The following is an 18,500-nucleotide window of genomic DNA, read 5'->3' as shown; positions in this document are numbered from 1 at the left end:
CGATGCTCAGATTCATCCTTCAGGCCGTGGTCACCGCGCTCGGGCTGTGGCTGTCCGCCTACGTCATCCCGGGGGTCTCGTTCGCCTCGACCGGCTCGCTGATCGCGGCGGCGGTGCTGCTGGGGATCGTCAACGCCGTGGTGCGGCCGATCCTGCTGTTCGTCACCTTTCCCCTGACGGTGGTGACCTTCGGCCTGTTCCTGCTGGTCGTGAACGCCGCCACCATCGGCCTGGTCGCGGCCTTCCTGGGCGGGTTCGCGGTGGAGGGCCTGTGGGCCGGGATCGGGGCGGCCGTGATCACCGGCGTGGTCAGCCTGGTGGCGGGCACCCTGATCCAGGATGACCCGCCCAAACGCCAGCGTCGATAGCCGAACTCAGCCGTTCGGCTTCTTCTTGCCCTTGAACGGCTTCTTGTCGCCGACAGGCTTGGCGGCCGGCTTGCCCCGCGCGTCCTTGGCGGCCCAGGGACGGTCGCCGCCCTTGGGCTTGCCCTTCCAGGCCGGTTCGCCCGAGGCGGCCGGCGGCGCGTCGCGTTTCACCCAGGGCTTCTTGCCTTCGGGAGTCGGGGCGTCCGCCGTGCGCTTGACCCAGGGCTTCTTGGCCGGCGCCGCGCCCGTATCGACCTTGCCGGCCCAGGGCGTGCGTTCCGCCGCCTCGGGGGCGTCGCGCTTGACCCAGGGTTTCTTCTCGCCGGTCGGCGCGGCGTCGCGCTTGACCCAGGGCTTCTTCTCGAAGGCCGGCTTGTCGCCGCGCGGGGTGCGGTCGCCCTCGGTCTTGTTGGCCCAGGGCTTGCGCTCGGGGCGCTCACCCCCGTCGCCGGCGGGCTTCTTGTCCCAGCGGCTGGCGGGCTTTTCCTTGGGACCGGGGGCCACGGCCTCCGAGACGGTCACGCCGTCTTCGCTCGAGGCGGCCACGGCGGCCTTGAACTTGGCCTCGGCCTCCTTGGTGATCTCGAACTTGGTCTCGCGGTCGAAGATCTTGATCGAGCCGATGTCGCGCTTGGTCACGTGACCGATGCGGCAGATGGTCGGCAGCAGCCATTTCGGGTCCGCGTTCTTGTCGCGACCGATGTTGATGCGGAACCAGGCCATGTCGCCGCCGCGGGCGAAATCCTGGAACGGCGCATCGGGCTGGCCGCGGTCGTTGACGCCCGAGGCCTGCTGACGCTTCATCCGGTCGTCGTCATAGACGTCCTCGGGGGCCGGCAGCTTCTGGCGGTACAGGCGGATCAGGGAGGCGGCGACCTGTTCCGGCGTGGTGCGCTCCAGCAGCAGACGGCCCAGCTCCAGGGCTTCGGCGTCCTCGACCGGGGCGGTCAGGGCCGGATCGGCCAGCAGCCGCTCGCGGTCCTTCTCCAGGATCATCTCGGCGGACGGCGGGCCCGACCATTCGGCGACGATGGCGGCCGACTGCAGCATCAGCTCGACCTTGCGGCGGCGGGTGTAGCTGACCAGCAGGACGGACACGCCCTTCTTGCCGGCGCGGCCGGTGCGGCCCGAGCGGTGCAGCAGGCCGGCCTTGTTGACCGGGATCTCGGCATGGATGACCAGGCCCAGGTCGGGCAGGTCCAGACCGCGCGCGGCCACGTCGGTGGCGACGCAGACCCGGGCGTGACCATCGCGCAGCGCCTGCAGCGCCTCGGAGCGCGCCCCTTGGGTCAGTTCGCCCGACAGGCCGACGACCGAGAAGCCGCGCTCGCGCAGGGAGGCGGTCAGATGCTTCACCCGCTCGCGCGTATTGGCGAACACCAGGGCCCCGGGGGCCTCGAAATAGCGAAGGACGTTGACCACCGCGAGTTCGATCTCGTTCGGCGCGACGCGGATCGCCTTGTACTCGATGTCGGCGTGCGACTTGTTGCCGGCGACGGTGTCGATACGGACGGCATCGCGCTGATAGGTCTTGGCCAGCTGGACGATGTCGCGGGCCAGGGTGGCCGAGAACATCAGGGTCCGGCGCGTCTCGGGCGCTGCGTCCAGGATGAAGGTCAGGTCTTCCTGGAAGCCCATGTCCAGCATCTCGTCGGCTTCGTCGAGCACGACGGCGCGGGCCTCGGACAGGTCGAGCGCGCCGCGTTCCAGATGGTCGCGCAGGCGGCCGGGCGTGCCGACGACGATATGGGCCCCGCGCTCCAGGGCCCGGCGCTCGACCTTGGGGTCCATGCCGCCGACGCAGCTGACGATGCGGGCCCCGGTCTGGGCGTAGAGCCAGGTCAGCTCGCTGGCGACCTGCTGGGCCAGTTCGCGGGTCGGGGCGATGACCAGGGCCAGGGGCGCGCCGAAGTCGGTGAATTTCTCGGCCTCGCCCAGCAGGGTGGGGGCCAGGGCCAGGCCGAAGGCGACGGTCTTGCCCGACCCGGTCTGGGCCGAAACCAGCAGGTCCCGTCCGGTCCCGTCCTCGGCCATGGCGGCTTCCAGAACGGCGGCCTGGACGGGGGTCGGCTCGGCATAGCCGCGTTCGGAGAGGGCGCGGTCGAGCGCGGGATGACTGGCAGGGAAGGGCATGGGCGTTCCGTAGGGCACCGCGCCCGGATTGGCGAGGTTGCGGGTCGATTCAGAAGGGCGGGGCTTCTGCGCCCCGAACAAGGCCGAATGGTGGTGGTGGCCGAAAGATGTCGGACTCTGACCCGGGTTCTTCGAGCCAAAGGGCAAGGCTTGCCCGCCAATGTCGGGTTTCCTGCACAGGAACCAACCGCCAGCCCTCCGGTTGGGTCTTCTCAAGCAGACTGGAGAAGACGATGCGGGCAATGGATTACCGAGGGCCTCGCCGCGTGCGCGTGGTGGACAAGCCGATGCCGAAACTGGAGCATCCGCGCGACGCCATCGTCCGCGTGACCCGGTCGTGCATCTGCGGCTCTGACCTGCACCTGTACCACGGCATGGTGCCCGACACCCGCGTCGGGATGACCTTCGGTCACGAGTTCTGCGGCGTGGTGGAAGAGGTCGGCTCGGGCGTCGAGAACCTGAAGGCCGGCGACCACGTCCTGGTCCCCTTCAACATCGCCTGCGGCCAGTGCCATTTCTGCAAACAGGGCCTGTTCGGCAACTGCCACGAGTCCAATGCCCAGGCGACCGCCGTCGGCGGCATCTTCGGCTATTCCCACACCGCCGGCGGCTATGACGGCGGCCAGGCCGAATATGTCCGCGTCCCCTATGCCGATTTCGGTCCGACGATCATCCCCGATTGGATGGACCCGGACGACGCGGTGCTGCTGACCGACGTGGTGCCGACCGGCTATCAGGCGGCCGAGATGGGCGGCATCCAGAAGGGCGACACCGTCGTCGTCTTCGGGGCTGGTCCCGTGGGCCTGCTGGCCGCGCGCTCGGCCTGGCTGTTCGGGGCCGGTCGGGTGATCGTCATCGACCATGTCGAATACCGGCTGGAGTTCGCCCGCACCTACTGCCCGGCTGAGGTCTATGACTTCCGCGAGATCGGCGATCCGGTGGTGTTCCTGAAGAAGATCACCGACATCGGCCCGGACGTCTGCATCGACGCCGTCGGGGCCGACGCCTCGGGCAACGCCTGGCACACCCTGTTCGGCAAGAAGCTGAAGCTGGAGGCCGGCAGTGCCGTACCGCTGCACTGGGCGATCAACTCGGTGAAAAAGGGCGGCGTGGTCTCCATCGTCGGCGTCTATGGCCCGACCGGCAACATGGTCCCGATCGGCAACGTCGTGAACAAGGGCATCACCATCCGCGCCAACCAGGCCTCGGTGAAACGCCACCTGCCCAAGCTGATCGAACACGTCCGCGAGGGCCGGATCGATCCCAAGGGCATCATCACCCACCGGGTGCCGCTCGAGGACGTGGCCGAGGCCTACCACCTGTTCTCCTCCAAGCTGGACGGCTGCATCAAGCCCGTCCTGATCCCGAGCGCGGCATGAGCAAGGACATCCCCATGACCCAGAGCGAACAGGCCGACGCCGCCGCCGACACGGCGCCCGACGCGAAACATCCCCGGATCGACCCCCAGACCGTGATCGGCTGGGGCGTCGACGCGGACCCCGAGAACGACCCGACCTATCCGATGCGGGACCGGTCCAAGGACGACGGCCCCGGCATGAACTGGACCCCGCCCGTGGCCCAGGTGGCCGATGTCGAGATCCTGCAGTCGGTCGAATATCTGCGCCGCCCCGCCACCGTCGGCCAGTCCACCCCGCCGTCGGGCCTGAGCGGTAAGATCCGTCGCGCGGCCTTTGCCTACAGTGAAAGCCAGTGGGGACACTGGCTGCTGCTGATGCTGGCCGACCGGGTCAATTTCGTCGAGGGCATCGTCGATGATCTGGGCAAGGGCACGCTCCCCAACCCGGTGGCCGAGATGGGTCTGGTCAAATCGTCGAACGCCCGCGTCGCCGGCGTCGCCACTCTGGCCGTCGCCGGCCTGGCCGTCTTCGGTCTGGTCACCCTGCTGCGCGGTCGCGACCGCTAGCGGCCCCGTCCACCCAACGGGCGGTCTCAGAGGACCGCCCTGCTATCGGAGAAGACCTATGGAAAACGCTGCCGAAGCCTGGCCCTGGGCCCTCGTCGTCATCGGCGGGCCGCTGCTGCTGGGCGGACTGCTCGCCCTGATCAAGATCCGCAGCGCCCGAGCCCCGGACAAGGACCCCGGTACCTCGTCCAGCGATCCGTCCAAGGGCATGACCGGTCATGACTGACCGCCCGTCCGACGGCGATCCTGCCGAGGCGGACCGCGGTGTCGGCCAGACGCGGGTCGGCGAGGCGGCGCCGGGTCCGGGCGGCGGACCGGTTCCCGGCAGCCAGGGTCCCGCGACCCCTGACGCAGAAGCGATCGACCGACCCGACACTGAAAGATGATGGTGGATGCTGCAGGGATTGAACCTGCGACCCCCTCGGTGTGAACGAGGTGCTCTCCCGCTGAGCTAAGCATCCATCTCGGGCCCCGCAGACATGTGTCGTTGCGGGGAGGCGGGGACATAGCCCGGTCGCCGCCGGGAGGCAAGAGTCAGATGCCCGCGCCCTGCACCGCCGCCGGGGTCTCCGCCTCCGGGTCGCCGGGCAGCCACGCGACGTGGCCGTCATAGATGCCCTCGTTCAGGATGCCTTCTTCCCTGGCCACCAGCACCGGGACCAGCATCTGGCCCGTGACGTTGGTGGCGGTGCGCATCATGTCGATGATCCGGTCGATGGCGACGATATAGCCGATCCCCTCCAGCGGCAGGCCGGCGGTGGACAGCGTCAGGGTCAGCATGACGATGCTGGTGCCCGGCACCCCGGCGGTGCCCAGCGAGCCCAGGACGGCCGTCAGCCCGATCAGGACGTACTGGGTCAGCGTCAGGTCGATCGAGAAATACTGGGCGATGAAGATCGAGGCGATGGCCGGATAGATGGCCCCGCACCCGTCCATCTTGACGTTGGCCCCCAGGGGCACGGCGAAGGCGGCATAGGCCTGGGGCACGCCCAGCCGCTCCACCGTCTGGCGCAGGGTGATCGGCAGCGTGCCCAGCGAGGACGATGTGGCGAAGGCGGTCTGCTGGGCCGCGAAGGCCCCGCGGAAGAAGCTGGAAGCCTTCAGTCCGTGCAGCTTCAGCAGGCCCGAATAGACGATCAGGATGTGGAACAGGCAGGCGGCGTAGATGGCCAGGATGAACTTGCCGAGCGGCAGCAGCGCCTCCCAGCCATAGCCGCCGACGACCGAGCCGATCAGGCCGAACACGCCGAACGGCGTCAGCTGGATGACCCAGCGGGTGATGCGGAAGATGATGGCCGCGCCCTCGTCGACCAGCCGCCGCGCCGTCAGGGCCCGGTCGCCGAGCGCGACGAGCGCCGCCCCGACCAGGGCCGAGAAGAAGATGATCTGCAGCACCTTGCCCTCGCTCAGCGCGGCGAAGGGATTGGTCGGGACGATCCCGAGCAGCACCTCCAGCGGGGTCGGGATGACCCGGTCCTTGACCTCGCCCAGCGGCAGGTTGGCCAGGCCCAGCCCCGGATTGATCAGATGGCCGAAGGCGAAGCCGACCAGCACCGCCAGCAGGGAGGTGATGGCGAACCACAGGATGGTCCGCGCCCCCAGTCGCACCGCCCCCGCGCCTGCGCCCAGCTTGGCGATCGAGGAGGCGATGGTGAACAGCACCAGCGGCGCCACCACCATCCGGATCAGGTTCAGATAGACGTCCCCGATCGGCTGCAGCCAGACCGTCGCCTGTTCCCTCAGGATCAGACCGGCCAGGATGCCGAGCGCGAACCCGGCGGCGGTGCGCTGCCACAGGGGAATGGCGAAGAAGCGGGCAAGCATGTCGGCGCGGCTTTCGGGAAGGAGGAGCCGCAACATGTTGGCTGGCGCGCCGGACCGCAACCGCCGTGGTGGCGAGCATTTCTATCGACGCGCCGAGACCCTCTCCTTCTGGGAGGGGGACGTAAGTCAGTGCGCCCCGTTCAACGCCTCATACACCGCCGCATAGTCCCCCCGCGCCTCGGCCCCGCTGAGGAACTTGACCCGCTCCACCAGCACCGCGTCATGCCCGGCCTCGAACAGCGACAGGCTCTCGGCGGTGAAGTCCGCCAGGGGCATGGACCGGGGGTCTTCGGCATGACCGGGCATCAGGTCGGTGGCCACCCCCGGCGGAGCCCATTCGATGACCCTGACCGAGGTGCCGGCCAGCTGGGTCCGCAGGGACTGGGTCCAGGAATGGATCGCCGCCTTGGTGGCGCTGTAGGTCGGGGTCGCGGCCAGGGGCACGAAGGCCAGACCCGAGGAGACGGTGACGAAGGTCGCCGAGGGCTGTTGCAGCAGATGCGGCAGGACCGCCGCCGCCAGCCGGATCGTGCCCAGCAGGTTGATCGCCACCGTCTCGTCCACCAGGCCGAGGTCGAAGGCACCGGCCGACAGGGTCTCCGCCCTCATGATCCCGGCATTGCTGATGACCGCGTTCAGGCCTGGATGGTCGGCGACGATCTGGGAGACGACGGCCGGGATCGAGGCCGAATCGGCGACGTCCAGCACCGCATGGGCCATGCCCGGGTTGGCGGCGCAGACCTCGGCCAGGACCTCGGGTCGGCGGCCGGCGATGATGACCTTGGTGCCCCTGGCGTGCAGGGCCTCGGCCATGGCGCGGCCGATGCCGGTGCCGCCGCCGGTGATCAGGACGGTGTCGTGTGCGGTGTTCATGTCTGGGCTCCTTCGAGGTTCCGACCTCGCGCCGACTGAGATAGAACGGTCACGCACTGATCGAAAGTAGGCACCTCAACGTGCCATACGCACCGAAGAGAAACCGATGTCCGCCACTACTCAACCAGTCGCCATCCGCCCCGCCGTCTTCGACCACCCGCCGGTCGATCCCCGCGTCGAGGCCCTGGTCAATGAGGTGATCGGCCGGGTCGCCGACAAGTGGACCATGATCGTGCTGGACGTCCTGGCCGAGCACGGGGAGCAGCGCTTCACCCGCCTCGCCGCCCTGTCCGGTGGCGTCAGCCAGAAGATGCTGACCCAGACCCTGCGCCAGATGGAGCGCGACGGCCTGGTGATCCGGACTGTCCACCCGGTGGTGCCGCCCAAGGTCGAATACCGCCTGACCGACATGGGCTTCAGCCTGGCCACGGCCTTCTGCGGGGTCTGGATGTGGGCCGAGGCGCACCTGGAGCGGATCGAGGCGGCGCGGGCGGCATTCGACGCGGCGAAAGCGAGATAGCGATCGAACCGACATCGACGCGCTTTCAGGTGACCACGCTATTTCGCCTGTCCTTGCGATCAGGCCTGGGAGGGGCTCACGCTGACGGCGGCCTCGTGCGTTGCCGGGTGCATCCCGCCTATCTTTGCGGGGGGCGCTGGTGGGGGCCAGCCAGGCCGTGATCGGTCCCCTGGCGGCCTTCCCCATGACCGCCGCAGCGGTCGACGGGCTGACCCGCTGACCCGACCGGGACGCGGCGGGCGGCCTCCGGGACGCGCGTCAGCGGTGGTGGCTGATCAGACTGAGTCCCGCGGCGAACATCGCCATGAGCGCGCCGGCGAAAGCGACACGATTGTGACGGTGCAGGTAGGCGACGACTTCTCCGAACATTCCGCGATCCTCTTCTGTAGAGACAGCTTGTCAGAATAGCCTGAATCAATAGTGATAAAACTGATCGGTAGAAACGACTAGGTATATCCACCTAATCGAAGGAGACGTGTTTGCCGGTCATGAACCATTTCCTTTAATGATCGGCGTCGGGAGACGGGCTGCAAGTATTCGGCGCGAAGGCCTTGATGGCCGCGCGATCGGCCGAAACAGGGTGAGCCGTCGACGCCGCGACGACCGAGATCATCGACAGGCGATCTGCACGATCAGGGATCGATCGTCTTGGTCCCTGAGATCTCCGGGCCGTGCTCCGGGCGACATGATCGCGGGCGGCGACGAAGAGCCCACGTCGTCTCTGCGGCAGGCGGCGCCACGGTTCTCCGGATCGGGAGTCTCGGCTCCGGCGCGCGCGTCAGACCCCCGCCATCGCCCGGGCCACATAGTGGTCCACCACGATCATATCGATAGCCTCTTCCACGTCCTCGAAGGCGTCGACGATGACGTCGGGGTCCAGATCCTCAACTGGGATCGGGGTGTAGCCGAAGCTGCACAGGATGCAGGGGATGTTCGCGTCCTGCGCTGTGCCCGCGTCGGGGGCGGCATCGCCGATCATGATGGCGCGGGCCGGATCGCCGCCGACCGATTGGATGGCCTCGATCAGGTGGGCGCCCGAGGGTTTCCTCGCGCTGACCCGGTCAGGGCCGACGATGGCGGCGAAATGGCGGGTCAGGTCGATCTTGCCCAGCAGCAGTTCGGACAGGTCCGAGCGCTTGTTGGTGACCACCACCAGGGTCGCGCCGCGGGCCGACAGGGTCTCCAGCGTCTCGACCACGCCCTCGAACGGCACCGAGTGGTCGGCGATATGTTCGATGTAGTCGGCGATGAAGGCCTCGAACAGCTGCGGGTCCTGCGCCCGCTCCAGCGGGGCGCCGGCCAGGGTGAAGCCGTGCTCCAGCAGGGCCCGGGCCCCGCCGCCGATCAGCTCGCGCGCCCCTTCCATGGGCACGGGCGGCAGGCCCTCGATCACCAGCATCCGGTTCAGGGTGCCGACCAGGTCCTGATGCGTCTCCACCAGGGTGCCGTCGAGGTCGAAGGCCAGGGTCCAGCCCTCAAGGTCGCGTTCGATCATGGCGTCTCTCTCCCTTCGGCCGTCCCGATGGGCTAGACCACCGCGCGTGACTAGACGCCGGACCGATTCATGACCACCCATTCCCCCGCCAGAGCCGCCATCATCCTCGCCGCCGGCCAGGGCACGCGGATGAAGTCGCCGCTGCCCAAGGTGCTGCATCCGGTCGGCCACCGCGCCATGCTGGACCACGCCATCGACGCGGCCGAGGCCCTGGGCTGCGAGCGGATCGTGGTGGTGGTGGGCAGCCATTCGCCCGAGGTCCGCGCCCATGTGGTGGCCCGCCTGGGCGAGGACGCCATCGCGGTCCAGGATCCGCCCCTGGGCACCGGCCACGCCGTCCGGGCGGCCGAGGCCGTGCTGGGCGACTTCGTGGGCCAGGTGGTGGTCACCTATGGCGACGTGCCCCTGCTGCGCGCCGCCGACATCGAGGCGGTGTTCGACACGCATGACGGGGTCACGGTGATCGGGTTCGAGGCCGCCGATCCGGGGGCGTACGGACGGCTCGTCATGGAGGGCGACGCCCTCGTCGCCATCACCGAGGCCAAGGAGGCCTCACCCGAGGTCCTGGCCCTGACCACCTGCAATTCCGGCGTCATGGCGGCCCCCGTGGGCCTGCTGTTCTCTCTGCTGGGCGAGGTCACCAACCAGAACGCCAAGGGCGAATACTATCTGACCGACGTGGTCGAACTGGCGCGCCGGCGCGGGGCCCCGACGCGGGCGGTCATGGCGGCCGAGGACTCCGTCATGGGCGTCAATGCCCAGGCCGAACTGGCGACCGCCGAGGCGCTGTTCCAGAAGGTCCAGCGCGAGACCTTCCTGGCCGCCGGGGTAACCATGAGCGCGCCCGAGACCGTGCATTTCGCCTGGGACACCCAGGTCGGGGCGGGGACGGTGATCGAACCCTTCGTGGTCTTCGGCCCCGGGGCCCGGATCGCCGAACGCGCCCGGATCCGAAGCTTCAGCCACATCGAGGGCGCGACCGTCGCGACGGGGGCCGAGGTCGGTCCCTATGCCCGGCTGCGCCCCGGCGCCGATCTGGGCGAGGACGTGAAGGTCGGCAATTTCGTCGAGGTCAAGAATGTGCGGATGGAGTTGGGGGCCAAGGCCAACCACCTGTCCTATCTGGGCGACGGATCGGTCGGGGCGGGGGCGAACATCGGCGCGGGCACGATCTTCTGCAACTACGACGGCTTCAACAAGGCCCGCACCGAGGTGGGGGCGGGGGCCTTCATCGGCTCGAACAGCGCCCTGGTCGCGCCGGTCAGCATCGGCGCGGGGGCCATCGTCGGCTCGGGCTCGGTGATCACCGAGGACGTCCCGGCGGACGCCCTGGCACTGGGGCGCGGGCGGCAGGTGAACAAAGACGGCGCGGGCAGGGTGTTTCGGGACAAGGCCAAGGCGAAGAAGGCGGCAAAGCCATGAGCTCGGCTTCTGCCCCCTTCCCCTGGAGGGGGAAGGGCCGGGGATGGGGTGGAGGCACCCTGTCGAAGGGACGCTTCGACACCCGATGGCCAGCGCTGCAAGGCGACGGTGTGAACGTGCGCGACCGGACGTTCCCTGCCGCCACCCCATCCCAACCCTTCCCCCTCCAGGGGAAGGGCTCTTCCTGCGGAGCCGTATGTGTCTGACCTCCAGAAACAGATTGCCGGAGAGGCCGCCGCCCTGCGGGTCGAGGCCGGCATGATCGTCGGTCTGGGCACCGGCTCGACCGCCGCCTGGTTCGTCAAGGCGCTGGCGGCGCGGGGTCTGACCGGCCTGCGCTGCGTGCCGACCTCCGAGAAGACCGCCGACCTGGCGCGCAAGCTGGGCCTGCCCCTGACCACGCTGGAAGACGTCTCCCGCATCGACCTGACCGTCGACGGGGCCGACGAGGTCGGGCCGGGCCTGGCCCTGATCAAGGGCGGCGGGGCGGCCCTGCTGCGCGAAAAGCTGGTGTGGGAGGCGTCGGACCGCTGCCTCGTCATCGCCGACGCCGCCAAGGTGGTGCCAGTGCTGGGCGCCTTCCCCCTGCCGATCGAGGTCGTCGCTTTCGGCCACAAGGCGACGGCCAACCGCATCATGGACGTGCTGATCGATCACGACATCGCCATGCCCGCCCGTCTGCGCCAGGCCGATCGCGGCGTGGTCCGCACCGACGGCGGCAATGTCATCTACGACGCCCGCTGCGCCGCCATCTACGACCCGGTGCGCCTGGCCGACGACCTGAAGCTGATCACCGGCGTGGTCGAGCACGGCCTGTTCCTGGATCTGGCCGACGAGGCGATCATCGGCCGGGACGACGGGGTCGAGGTGCTGGTGCCCTAGCGGCGCGGATTGGCGCAGGCGTCAAGCCTTGCCGCTGCGGACACGCGTGCCTAAGTCCCGCCTCTCCCGCGCGGCTCCCCATGGACGCAGGCGGTCGATCCGAACGGGTCGGACGGGTCGGACGGTATTTTTCGCGGAGCCCGGCATGGCCGACTACGACTACGACCTCTTCGTCATCGGTGCCGGGTCCGGCGGCGTCCGGGCGGCGCGGCTGACGGCCTTGGGCGGCAAGCGCGTGGCCATCGCCGAGGAACACCGGGTCGGCGGGACCTGCGTGATCCGCGGCTGCGTGCCCAAGAAATTCATGGTCATGGCCAGCGACTTCGCCCACCAGTTCGAGACCGCCGAGGGCTATGGCTGGACCATCGATGCCCGCTTCGACTGGCCGAAATTCATCGAGACCAAGGACGTCGAGATCGCCCGCCTGTCGGGCATCTATGCCGCCAACCTGGGCAAGGCCGGGGTCGACCTGATCCACGGCCGCGCCGTCCTGACCGACGCCCACACCGTGTCCATCGCCGGCAAGGGTGAGGACGGCGGCGACCGCATCATCACCGCCGAACGCATCCTGATCGCCACCGGTGGCCGGCCCTGGATGCCCGAGGGCCTGCCCGGCATCGAACACGCCATCACCTCGGAAGAGGCCTTCCACCTGCCGGAACTGCCCAAGCGCATCCTGATCGCGGGCGGCGGCTATATCGCGGTGGAATTCGCCGGCATCTTCGCCGGTTTGGGGGTCGAGACCACCCTGATCTATCGCGGCCCCAACATCCTGCGCGGTTTCGACGACGACGTCCGCGCCCACCTGGCCGGCGAGATCGAGAAGCGCGGCATCAAGGTCGTCCTGGGCTGTCAGCACACCGAGATCCGCAAGACGCCGACCGGCCTGCTGAACGTGCTGGGCAACGGCATGGAGCTGGAGACCGACGTGGTCATGTTCGCCACCGGCCGGGTTCCGCACGTCAAGTCCCTGGGTCTGGAGACCGCCGGGGTCCAGTTGAACGACAAGGGCGCGATCCAGGTCGACACCCTGTCCAGGACCACGGCCGACAACATCTGGGCCATAGGCGACGTCACCGACCGGATGAACCTGACCCCCGTCGCCATCCGCGAGGCGGTGGCCTTCCACGAGACCGTCTACAACGACAACCCCCAGCATTTCGACTACGAGGCCGTGGCCACGGCGGTGTTCAGCCAGCCGCCGGTCGGCGTCGTCGGCCTGAGCGAGAGCGAGGCGCGCCACAGCTGTTCCGGCGCGGTCGACGTCTACGTGACCCGCTTCCGGCCGATGAAATACGCCTTCACAGGTTCGGACGAGCGGGTGCTGATGAAACTGGTGGTCGACGCCTCCAACGACCGCGTGGTCGGGGTCCACATCGTCGGGCCGGAAGCGCCCGAGATGATCCAGTTGGCCGCCATCGCCGTGAAGGCCGGCCTGACCAAGGCCCAGTGGGACGCCACCTGCGCCGTCCACCCGACCATGGCCGAGGAGCTGGTGACCCTGAAGGTCAAACAGTCGCAGGACGTTAGCGCGGGTTGAGCGGCTACCAAACCTCGACGATGGGGGCGTCGTTGGCGAGGCGGTTCAGGACGCTCAGCCAGACCTTATCCAGATGCTCCAGCTGCGCGCGTCGTCTCAAGTTGCCGGTGCGCAGCCAGACGATCCTCGGGGCTGGGTCTCTGGACAAGGCCCACATGGCGAAGTCGGCGTCTTTCGTGATGACGACGGCGCCCCTTGCGAGGGCGGCATCCCAAATCGGACCGTCCGGGCTTTCGCGTAGACCGAGGTCCCTTACGGCGACCGCATCGTGTCCGCGCGATCTCAGCCAGTCGGCTATGTCCGGAGGCAGATTGGCATCGACGACAAACCTCACGCCACGACGATATCCCGCCCGGTGATCACGGCATTGGCGTAGGCAATGCAGGCTCGGATGTCATCGGGCTCGAGATCCGGGTAGGCATCGAGAACTTCCTCTGGCGGATCGCCCGCCGCCAACATCTCCAGCACGTCTTGCACACGGATCCGCATGCGCCGGATGCTGGGTTTCCCGAAGTTCTTGTCGGGCTCGATGGTGATGCGGGACAGAAGCTCATCCATGGCTGCAACATACCACGCTCCATTCTCGCCAGCACGTTCATTGTCTCAGGCGGCGGAGACGCCTATCCTATGCCAATGAATACGCGCTGGACCCCTGAAAGCTGGAGAAACAAGCCCGTCGTGCAGATGCCGACGGACTATCCGGACGCGCACGCCCTCGGCCTTGTCGAGGACGAGCTGCGCGCCCTGCCGCCCCTCGTCTTCGCCGGCGAGGCGCGGCGGCTGAAGGAGCGTCTGGCCGACGTCGAGGCCGGCAAGGCCTTCCTGCTGCAGGGCGGGGACTGCGCCGAGAGCTTCAAGGAGTTCTCGACCGACAACATCCGCGACACCTTCCGCCTGCTGCTGCAGATGGCCGTGGTCCTGACCTTCGCGGGGCGCAAGCCGGTGGTGAAGGTCGGCCGCATCGCCGGTCAGTTCGCCAAGCCGCGCAGCTCGGGCGTCGAGACCATCGACGGCGTCACCCTGCCCAGCTACCGCGGCGACATCATCAACGGCATGGGCTTCACCTCGGAAGAGCGGGTGCCCGACCCCCAGCGTCTGCTGAAGGCCTACAACCAGTCGGCCTCAACCCTGAACCTGCTGCGCGCCTTCGCCGGCGGCGGCTATGCCGATCTGTACAACATCCACCGCTGGACCCAGGGTTTCGCCGACAACGGCATCGGGGCCCAGTATCGCGAGCTGGCCGACAAGATCGCCGAGGCCCTGGCCTTCATGGAGGCGGTCGGCGTCACGCCCGAGACCCATCCGGATCTCAGCCGGGTCGAGGTCTTCACCTCGCACGAGGCCCTGCTGCTGAACGTCGAGAGCGCCCTGACGCGGCTGGACGGCGGGTCGGGCGAATGGTTCGACACCTCGGCCCACATGCTGTGGATCGGCGAGCGCACCCGCCAGCTGGACGGGGCCCACGTCGAATTCATGCGCGGCATCAAGAACCCGATCGGGGTGAAGTGCGGCCCGACCATGGAGCCGGACGATCTCCTGCCCCTGATCGACGCCCTGAACCCGGACAATACGCCCGGCCGTCTGACCGTCATCGGCCGCTTCGGCCACGACAAGGTCCACGACCGCCTGCCGCGCCTGATGAAGGCGGCCAAGGCCCACGGCAAGCGGGTGATCTGGTCGATCGACCCGATGCACGGCAACACCCTGATGGCCGCAAGCGGTTACAAGACGCGCCCGTTCGACCGGATCCTGGGCGAGGTGAAGGGCTTCATCGAGGTGGCCGAGCATGAGGGGGTCCACCCCGGCGGCGTCCATCTGGAGATGACCGGCCAGAACGTCACCGAATGCCTCGGCGGGGCCCAGGCGGTGTCCGAGGACGACCTGTCCAGCCGCTACCACACGCACTGCGACCCGCGCCTGAACGCCGACCAGGCGCTGGAACTGGCCTTCCTGGTGGCCGAGCGATTGAAGTCGGGACGGCTCAACCGGTCGCAGGCGGCCTAGGGTTCAGGCCTTGAAGCCGGCGGCCTCGAACAGGACGGCGGCCCGCAGGATCGCGGCCTCCGCCTCGGCGCGGTCGATCGTTTCCTTGGCGTCGCCGTAGCCGACCATGTCGCCGCCCCTGAGGGCCTGGACCCCAACGCCGTCGGGCCGCGAGATCAGGCCGACGCCGTCATAATAGACGCTGTACCGAACCTCGGGCTGGGGCGGCAGCCAGGTCATTTGACCCCGTACGGGCACCAGGCTGTCGTCGCCGAACAGGGCGCGGGCCCCATAGCCGGTGCAGTTGACCACGACCGGTTCGGCCAGGGCCGCCAGATCGCCCGGCGCGCGGAAGGTGCGAGGCTCGATCCGTCCACCTTCGGCCAGGAAGTCGGACATCAGCCTGTGACCCAGTTCGGCGATGTTGAACTGCATGTTCGGTCCCACCCGCGCGCCCTGGACCGGGAAGGGGTGCTGCAGCCGGTCCAGCGCATGCGGCTGAGGCACGATGTCGTTCAGCCGGCTGGCGTACTCGGCAAACCGGACCCGCGCCGGTCCGGCCGGAGTCGGCGCGGGGGCTGCCGCCGCCATCCGGCCTGAAACTTGGGGGCCGCCCTGCAGGGCATAACGGTCCAGGAAGGCGACCGGCTCGCCCGGAAGGCCGACATAGGTCTGGTGCATGGCCCATGACGACCGCGCCATCCGCTCCCACAGCGCCGGAAAGACCGGATCGACACGATCGAGGTCGGCGATCCGCGAGTCCGGCGTCCACAGCCCCGTCGCCCGCGCCGACCGCGCCTGGGCCACACGCTCGGCCGCATAGATGGTCACCTTGGCCCCCGCGCGCTGCAGTAGGGTCGCCGCCGTCAGGCCCAGGGCCCCGCAGCCGATCACCGCCACCTCCCGGGTGCCGCCCTCCAGCGCCAGGCCGCGCACGATCTCGGCCGAGCCCCAGGACAGGGACCAGCCGCTGCCGCCGTGGCCGTAGTTGTGCACCACCCGCTTGTCGCCGACGGTTTCCGCCTCGATGCGCGGGCCCTGGGGGCGGAAGGGGCGGGTGCAGACCGTGATCCGCGTGATCAGGGATGGGTCCAGCCGGTACGGCGCCAGCGGCGGCGCGACGAACCGCGGGCGTCGGGCGCGCGGCGCAGGCGGGGGAGCCGTGACGCAGCCGCCCAGCGATGGTCCGCCCAGGGCCAGGCCCCCCAGGCCCATCAGGACCGATCGGCGACTTCCAGGGCTCGAAGCAGGCATGCGGCGGTCTCATGGAAGGGCACGGTCGCGATCACTCTTGGCGTCTGGGACGGCACGAGGCAAGACGAGGGGCCTTGTTCGCGCCCCAGGTTCGAGGCATCTCCGGCGCGCAACGGCGAGAGAGCGAATGAACGAGATCGGCCGACCCGACAACGACGACCGGGGCGGGCGCACCGCCTTCCAGGGCGCGCCCGGGGCCTTCAGCCACGAAGCCTGCGTCGAACTGCGGCCCTGGGACGAGCATGTGCCGTTCGAGACCTTCGCCGAGGCGATCGAGGCGGTGAAGTCGGGCGCTTGCGACTGCGCGCTCATTCCGGTCGAGAACTCGACCATCGGCGCGGTCGAGCCGGCTGCCACCCTGGTCGCCTCGGCGAAACTGGAGCAGGTCGCCGATGTCTGGCGGCCGATCCAAATCGCCCTGATGGCGCTGGATGGGGTCGAAATCGGAGAGATCCGGACCGTCTCCAGCCATCCCGTCGCCCTGCGCCAGTGCGCGGGCAAGCTGGCCGCGATGGGGGTCGAGGTCGTCGAGGCCTTCGATACCGCGGGGGCGGCCCGCGCCGTGGCGGAGGGCGGCGATCGCAGCCACGCGGCTCTCGCGCCCCTGGCCGCGGCCGAGGTCTACGGCCTGTCGGTTCTGCGCCACGATCTCCAGGATTCGACCGAGAACCGCACGCGGTTTGTCCTTCTGGCGCGCGCGGCGGCTTGACGCCGCACGATCCTTGCGTGTCTTAGAGGGTACGGATCGCTGTCGATCCGGAACATCGGACTGACCCATGTCTCCGCTGCGCGCCTCGACCCAGACCCCGATGCCCCGTTCGCGCGCGGCCGACCTCTATTTCGGCTATCGTTTCTACGGCTTTCGATACGCCGGCTGAGGCCTCGAGCGGCATCCGCTCCTGCAGCCTCGCCGGCGACCGCCCCAGACGGGCGGCGGCGCACCCTTGCCCCTTATCGAACAATCCTTTGAAAGCCCTGATCCATGCCGAATGCCAACACCCAACCCGCCTGGCCTGACGTGACTCCCGAGGCGATGTCCCCCGAGCAGATGGCCCTGGCCGCCCTGCGTGCCGAGATCGACAGCGTCGATGACCAGCTGCTGGCCCTGTTCCAACGCCGCCTGGCCATTGCCGCGAAAGTCGGCCAGGCCAAGGACGCGCCCCACGGGCCCCACACCAAACTGCGCCCGGATCGCGAGCAGACCGTCCTGACCCGCATGCTGGACCAGGCCGAACCGGGCAACGCCGAGGCGGTGTCCGGTCTGTGGCGCGAGATCGTCGGCTGGGGTCTGGCGCGACAGGGCCAGCTTCAGGTCCAGGTCTGGGCCCCCACCGATCCGACCCGGGCCTTCGACGGGGCCCGCCACCGTTTCGGCATGGCCGCCGCCATCCGCATGGTGCGCGATCCGCAGGCGGCCCTGGCCTTTGCCGCCGAGGGCAAGGGCGTGGCGGTCCTGGCCGTCAACACCGATGACCCGTGGTGGGTCGGGCTGCGGCGGGACTGGTCATCGCTCAGCGTGTTCGACGGCTTCGGCCAGGCGGGGGGGCAGCCGACCGCCCTGGCCATCGGCAAGATCGATCCGGCCGCCCTGCCGAAGGGCCGCAGCGTCATCGTCACGGCCGGGGGCGACGCCGGCGACGGCGGCGGGGCGCGTCGCTGGGGCCTGAACACCCACCACGGCTGGACCCTGGCCCTGACCGACGCCGCCCTGACGCCGGGCGACGCCGAAGGCTGCGTGGGGGCGATCGGCTAATCAGCCCATCTTCACCGACGGACCGGACGGAGCGACGCCCGGCGGCAAGGCGGCCGGCGCGACTTCGCCGGCGTCGCCCGGCAGGGACTTGATGTAGCGGTAGACCGCGCGCTTGTCCGCATCGGACATGGCCTTGACGCTGGGCCAGGGCATGGGCGGGAGGCCGGTGCCCGTGGCCAGCGTCTCCACCCATTGGTCTTCGGTCATGCCGGCGACGGTCAGGCGAAGGTTCTTGGCGTAGCTGGTGCCCCAAGGGCCGGTGAAGCCCTCGATGCTGCCCTTCAGCCACTCGCTTTCAGGCGGTTGCGCGCCGCCGGTCTGGGCGTAGGCGGGCGTGTGGCAGTCGTTGCAGCCGCCGACCAGCACGATGTAGCGTCCCGCCGCGATGTCGGTGGCGGCGACCACGTGCGGATCGGTGTCGGCCTGAGCCTGGGCCGAGCTCGTCGCGGCCGGCTGACACGCCGTGAGCAAGACCAAGCCCGACGCGGCGGCGGCGAAAGTCCCAACCCTGTTCATTTCAAATTCCCCC

19 protein-coding genes and 1 tRNA gene are annotated in these 18,500 nt (G+C 69.2%); 11 read left to right on the top strand and 9 right to left on the bottom strand.

From position 1 onward, the window contains the following. Positions 1 to 2 precede the first annotated feature (2 nt). On the top strand, positions 3 to 368 hold the full coding sequence (locus BZG35_RS12770; protein ID WP_077355999.1) for a phage holin family protein: 366 nt from the start codon (positions 3 to 5) through the stop codon (positions 366 to 368). 6 nt (positions 369 to 374) lie between these two features. Here the strand turns inward: BZG35_RS12770 and BZG35_RS12765 are convergent, their stop codons facing one another. After that, the gene (locus tag BZG35_RS12765) at positions 375 to 2,501 is read right to left on the bottom strand and encodes a DEAD/DEAH box helicase (protein WP_077355998.1); all 2,127 of its coding nucleotides are present in this window, start codon (positions 2,499 to 2,501) and stop codon (positions 375 to 377) included. 233 nt (positions 2,502 to 2,734) lie between these two features. On the opposite strand from BZG35_RS12765, the gene BZG35_RS12760 reads away from it, so the two are divergent. The 3 genes from BZG35_RS12760 to BZG35_RS17985 are packed head-to-tail and all read left to right on the top strand — an operon-like array spanning position 2,735 to position 4,651. After that, positions 2,735 to 3,880: a zinc-dependent alcohol dehydrogenase gene (locus tag BZG35_RS12760; RefSeq protein WP_077355997.1), complete on the top strand. Its 1,146-nt coding sequence runs from the start codon at positions 2,735 to 2,737 to the stop codon at positions 3,878 to 3,880. Next, a complete protein-coding gene (locus BZG35_RS12755) occupies positions 3,877 to 4,425 on the top strand; it encodes a hypothetical protein (protein WP_216351852.1) in 549 nt (182 codons plus the stop codon). The genes BZG35_RS12760 and BZG35_RS12755 overlap by 4 nt, the downstream gene beginning before the upstream one ends. Before the next feature lie 58 nt (positions 4,426 to 4,483). Next, positions 4,484 to 4,651: a hypothetical protein gene (locus BZG35_RS17985; protein WP_171981954.1), complete on the top strand. Its 168-nt coding sequence runs from the start codon at positions 4,484 to 4,486 to the stop codon at positions 4,649 to 4,651. A gap of 160 nt (positions 4,652 to 4,811) precedes the next feature. On the opposite strand, the gene BZG35_RS12750 is transcribed toward BZG35_RS17985, so the two are convergent. The 3 genes from BZG35_RS12750 to BZG35_RS12740 form a co-directional block, all read right to left on the bottom strand. Next, a tRNA-Val gene (locus BZG35_RS12750) sits at positions 4,812 to 4,886 on the bottom strand. A gap of 73 nt (positions 4,887 to 4,959) precedes the next feature. Continuing rightward, positions 4,960 to 6,249: a dicarboxylate/amino acid:cation symporter gene (locus BZG35_RS12745; protein WP_077355996.1), complete on the bottom strand. Its 1,290-nt coding sequence runs from the start codon at positions 6,247 to 6,249 to the stop codon at positions 4,960 to 4,962. 126 nt (positions 6,250 to 6,375) lie between these two features. Then, positions 6,376 to 7,122 (bottom strand): SDR family oxidoreductase, encoded by a 747-nt coding sequence (locus tag BZG35_RS12740; RefSeq protein ID WP_077355995.1) that lies wholly within the window; start codon positions 7,120 to 7,122, stop codon positions 6,376 to 6,378. A 106-nt stretch (positions 7,123 to 7,228) separates the two neighbouring features. Between BZG35_RS12740 and BZG35_RS12735 the strand changes: the two genes are divergently transcribed. Next, positions 7,229 to 7,642 (top strand): helix-turn-helix domain-containing protein, encoded by a 414-nt coding sequence (locus tag BZG35_RS12735; RefSeq protein WP_077355994.1) that lies wholly within the window; start codon positions 7,229 to 7,231, stop codon positions 7,640 to 7,642. A 778-nt stretch (positions 7,643 to 8,420) separates the two neighbouring features. On the opposite strand, the gene BZG35_RS12730 is transcribed toward BZG35_RS12735, so the two are convergent. After that, positions 8,421 to 9,137 (bottom strand): HAD-IA family hydrolase, encoded by a 717-nt coding sequence (locus BZG35_RS12730; RefSeq protein WP_077355993.1) that lies wholly within the window; start codon positions 9,135 to 9,137, stop codon positions 8,421 to 8,423. A gap of 69 nt (positions 9,138 to 9,206) precedes the next feature. Here BZG35_RS12730 and glmU point away from each other — a divergent pair, with 69 nt between their 5' ends. The 3 genes from glmU to gor all read left to right on the top strand — a co-directional run bounded on the left by glmU (position 9,207) and on the right by gor (position 12,981). Then, positions 9,207 to 10,559 carry a bifunctional UDP-N-acetylglucosamine diphosphorylase/glucosamine-1-phosphate N-acetyltransferase GlmU gene (glmU, locus tag BZG35_RS12725; RefSeq protein ID WP_077355992.1) on the top strand — a complete coding sequence of 451 codons (1,353 nt, stop codon included), beginning with the start codon at positions 9,207 to 9,209 and terminating at the stop codon, positions 10,557 to 10,559. Between the two features lie 198 nt (positions 10,560 to 10,757). Continuing rightward, on the top strand, positions 10,758 to 11,441 hold the full coding sequence (gene rpiA / locus BZG35_RS12720; RefSeq protein WP_077355991.1) for a ribose-5-phosphate isomerase RpiA: 684 nt from the start codon (positions 10,758 to 10,760) through the stop codon (positions 11,439 to 11,441). Between the two features lie 145 nt (positions 11,442 to 11,586). After that, the gene (gene gor / locus BZG35_RS12715) at positions 11,587 to 12,981 is read left to right on the top strand and encodes a glutathione-disulfide reductase (protein ID WP_077355990.1); all 1,395 of its coding nucleotides are present in this window, start codon (positions 11,587 to 11,589) and stop codon (positions 12,979 to 12,981) included. A gap of 4 nt (positions 12,982 to 12,985) precedes the next feature. On the opposite strand, the gene BZG35_RS18325 is transcribed toward gor, so the two are convergent. After that, positions 12,986 to 13,315: a DUF5615 family PIN-like protein gene (locus tag BZG35_RS18325; protein ID WP_077355989.1), complete on the bottom strand. Its 330-nt coding sequence runs from the start codon at positions 13,313 to 13,315 to the stop codon at positions 12,986 to 12,988. After that, on the bottom strand, positions 13,312 to 13,539 hold the full coding sequence (locus BZG35_RS12705) for a DUF433 domain-containing protein (RefSeq protein WP_077355988.1): 228 nt from the start codon (positions 13,537 to 13,539) through the stop codon (positions 13,312 to 13,314). Before BZG35_RS12705 ends, BZG35_RS18325 begins: the two co-directional genes overlap by 4 nt. Before the next feature lie 75 nt (positions 13,540 to 13,614). Here BZG35_RS12705 and BZG35_RS12700 point away from each other — a divergent pair, with 75 nt between their 5' ends. Then, positions 13,615 to 14,985, top strand: a complete 1,371-nt coding sequence (locus tag BZG35_RS12700) for a class II 3-deoxy-7-phosphoheptulonate synthase (protein ID WP_077355987.1) — start codon at positions 13,615 to 13,617, stop codon at positions 14,983 to 14,985. 3 nt (positions 14,986 to 14,988) lie between these two features. On the opposite strand, the gene BZG35_RS12695 is transcribed toward BZG35_RS12700, so the two are convergent. Continuing rightward, complete coding sequence (locus BZG35_RS12695) at positions 14,989 to 16,218, bottom strand: FAD-dependent oxidoreductase (RefSeq protein WP_077355986.1); 1,230 nt, start codon at positions 16,216 to 16,218, stop codon at positions 14,989 to 14,991. A 127-nt stretch (positions 16,219 to 16,345) separates the two neighbouring features. Here BZG35_RS12695 and BZG35_RS12690 point away from each other — a divergent pair, with 127 nt between their 5' ends. Both BZG35_RS12690 and BZG35_RS12685 read left to right on the top strand, forming a co-directional pair. Further along, positions 16,346 to 16,927 (top strand): prephenate dehydratase domain-containing protein, encoded by a 582-nt coding sequence (locus BZG35_RS12690; RefSeq protein ID WP_077355985.1) that lies wholly within the window; start codon positions 16,346 to 16,348, stop codon positions 16,925 to 16,927. A 273-nt stretch (positions 16,928 to 17,200) separates the two neighbouring features. Further along, positions 17,201 to 17,971, top strand: a complete 771-nt coding sequence (locus BZG35_RS12685; protein WP_077355984.1) for a chorismate mutase — start codon at positions 17,201 to 17,203, stop codon at positions 17,969 to 17,971. Here BZG35_RS12685 and BZG35_RS12680 read toward each other — a convergent pair whose 3' ends face one another. Beyond that, positions 17,972 to 18,487, bottom strand: coding sequence for a c-type cytochrome (locus BZG35_RS12680; protein ID WP_077355983.1), 516 nt, complete (start codon positions 18,485 to 18,487; stop codon positions 17,972 to 17,974). It lies immediately after the preceding gene. Positions 18,488 to 18,500 lie beyond the last annotated feature (13 nt).

This window comes from Brevundimonas sp. LM2, from assembly GCF_002002865.1.
Classification (GTDB): domain Bacteria; phylum Pseudomonadota; class Alphaproteobacteria; order Caulobacterales; family Caulobacteraceae; genus Brevundimonas.
Note: the sequence above shows the minus strand (reverse complement) of the source record. Positions and strands in the feature narration are given on the sequence as shown.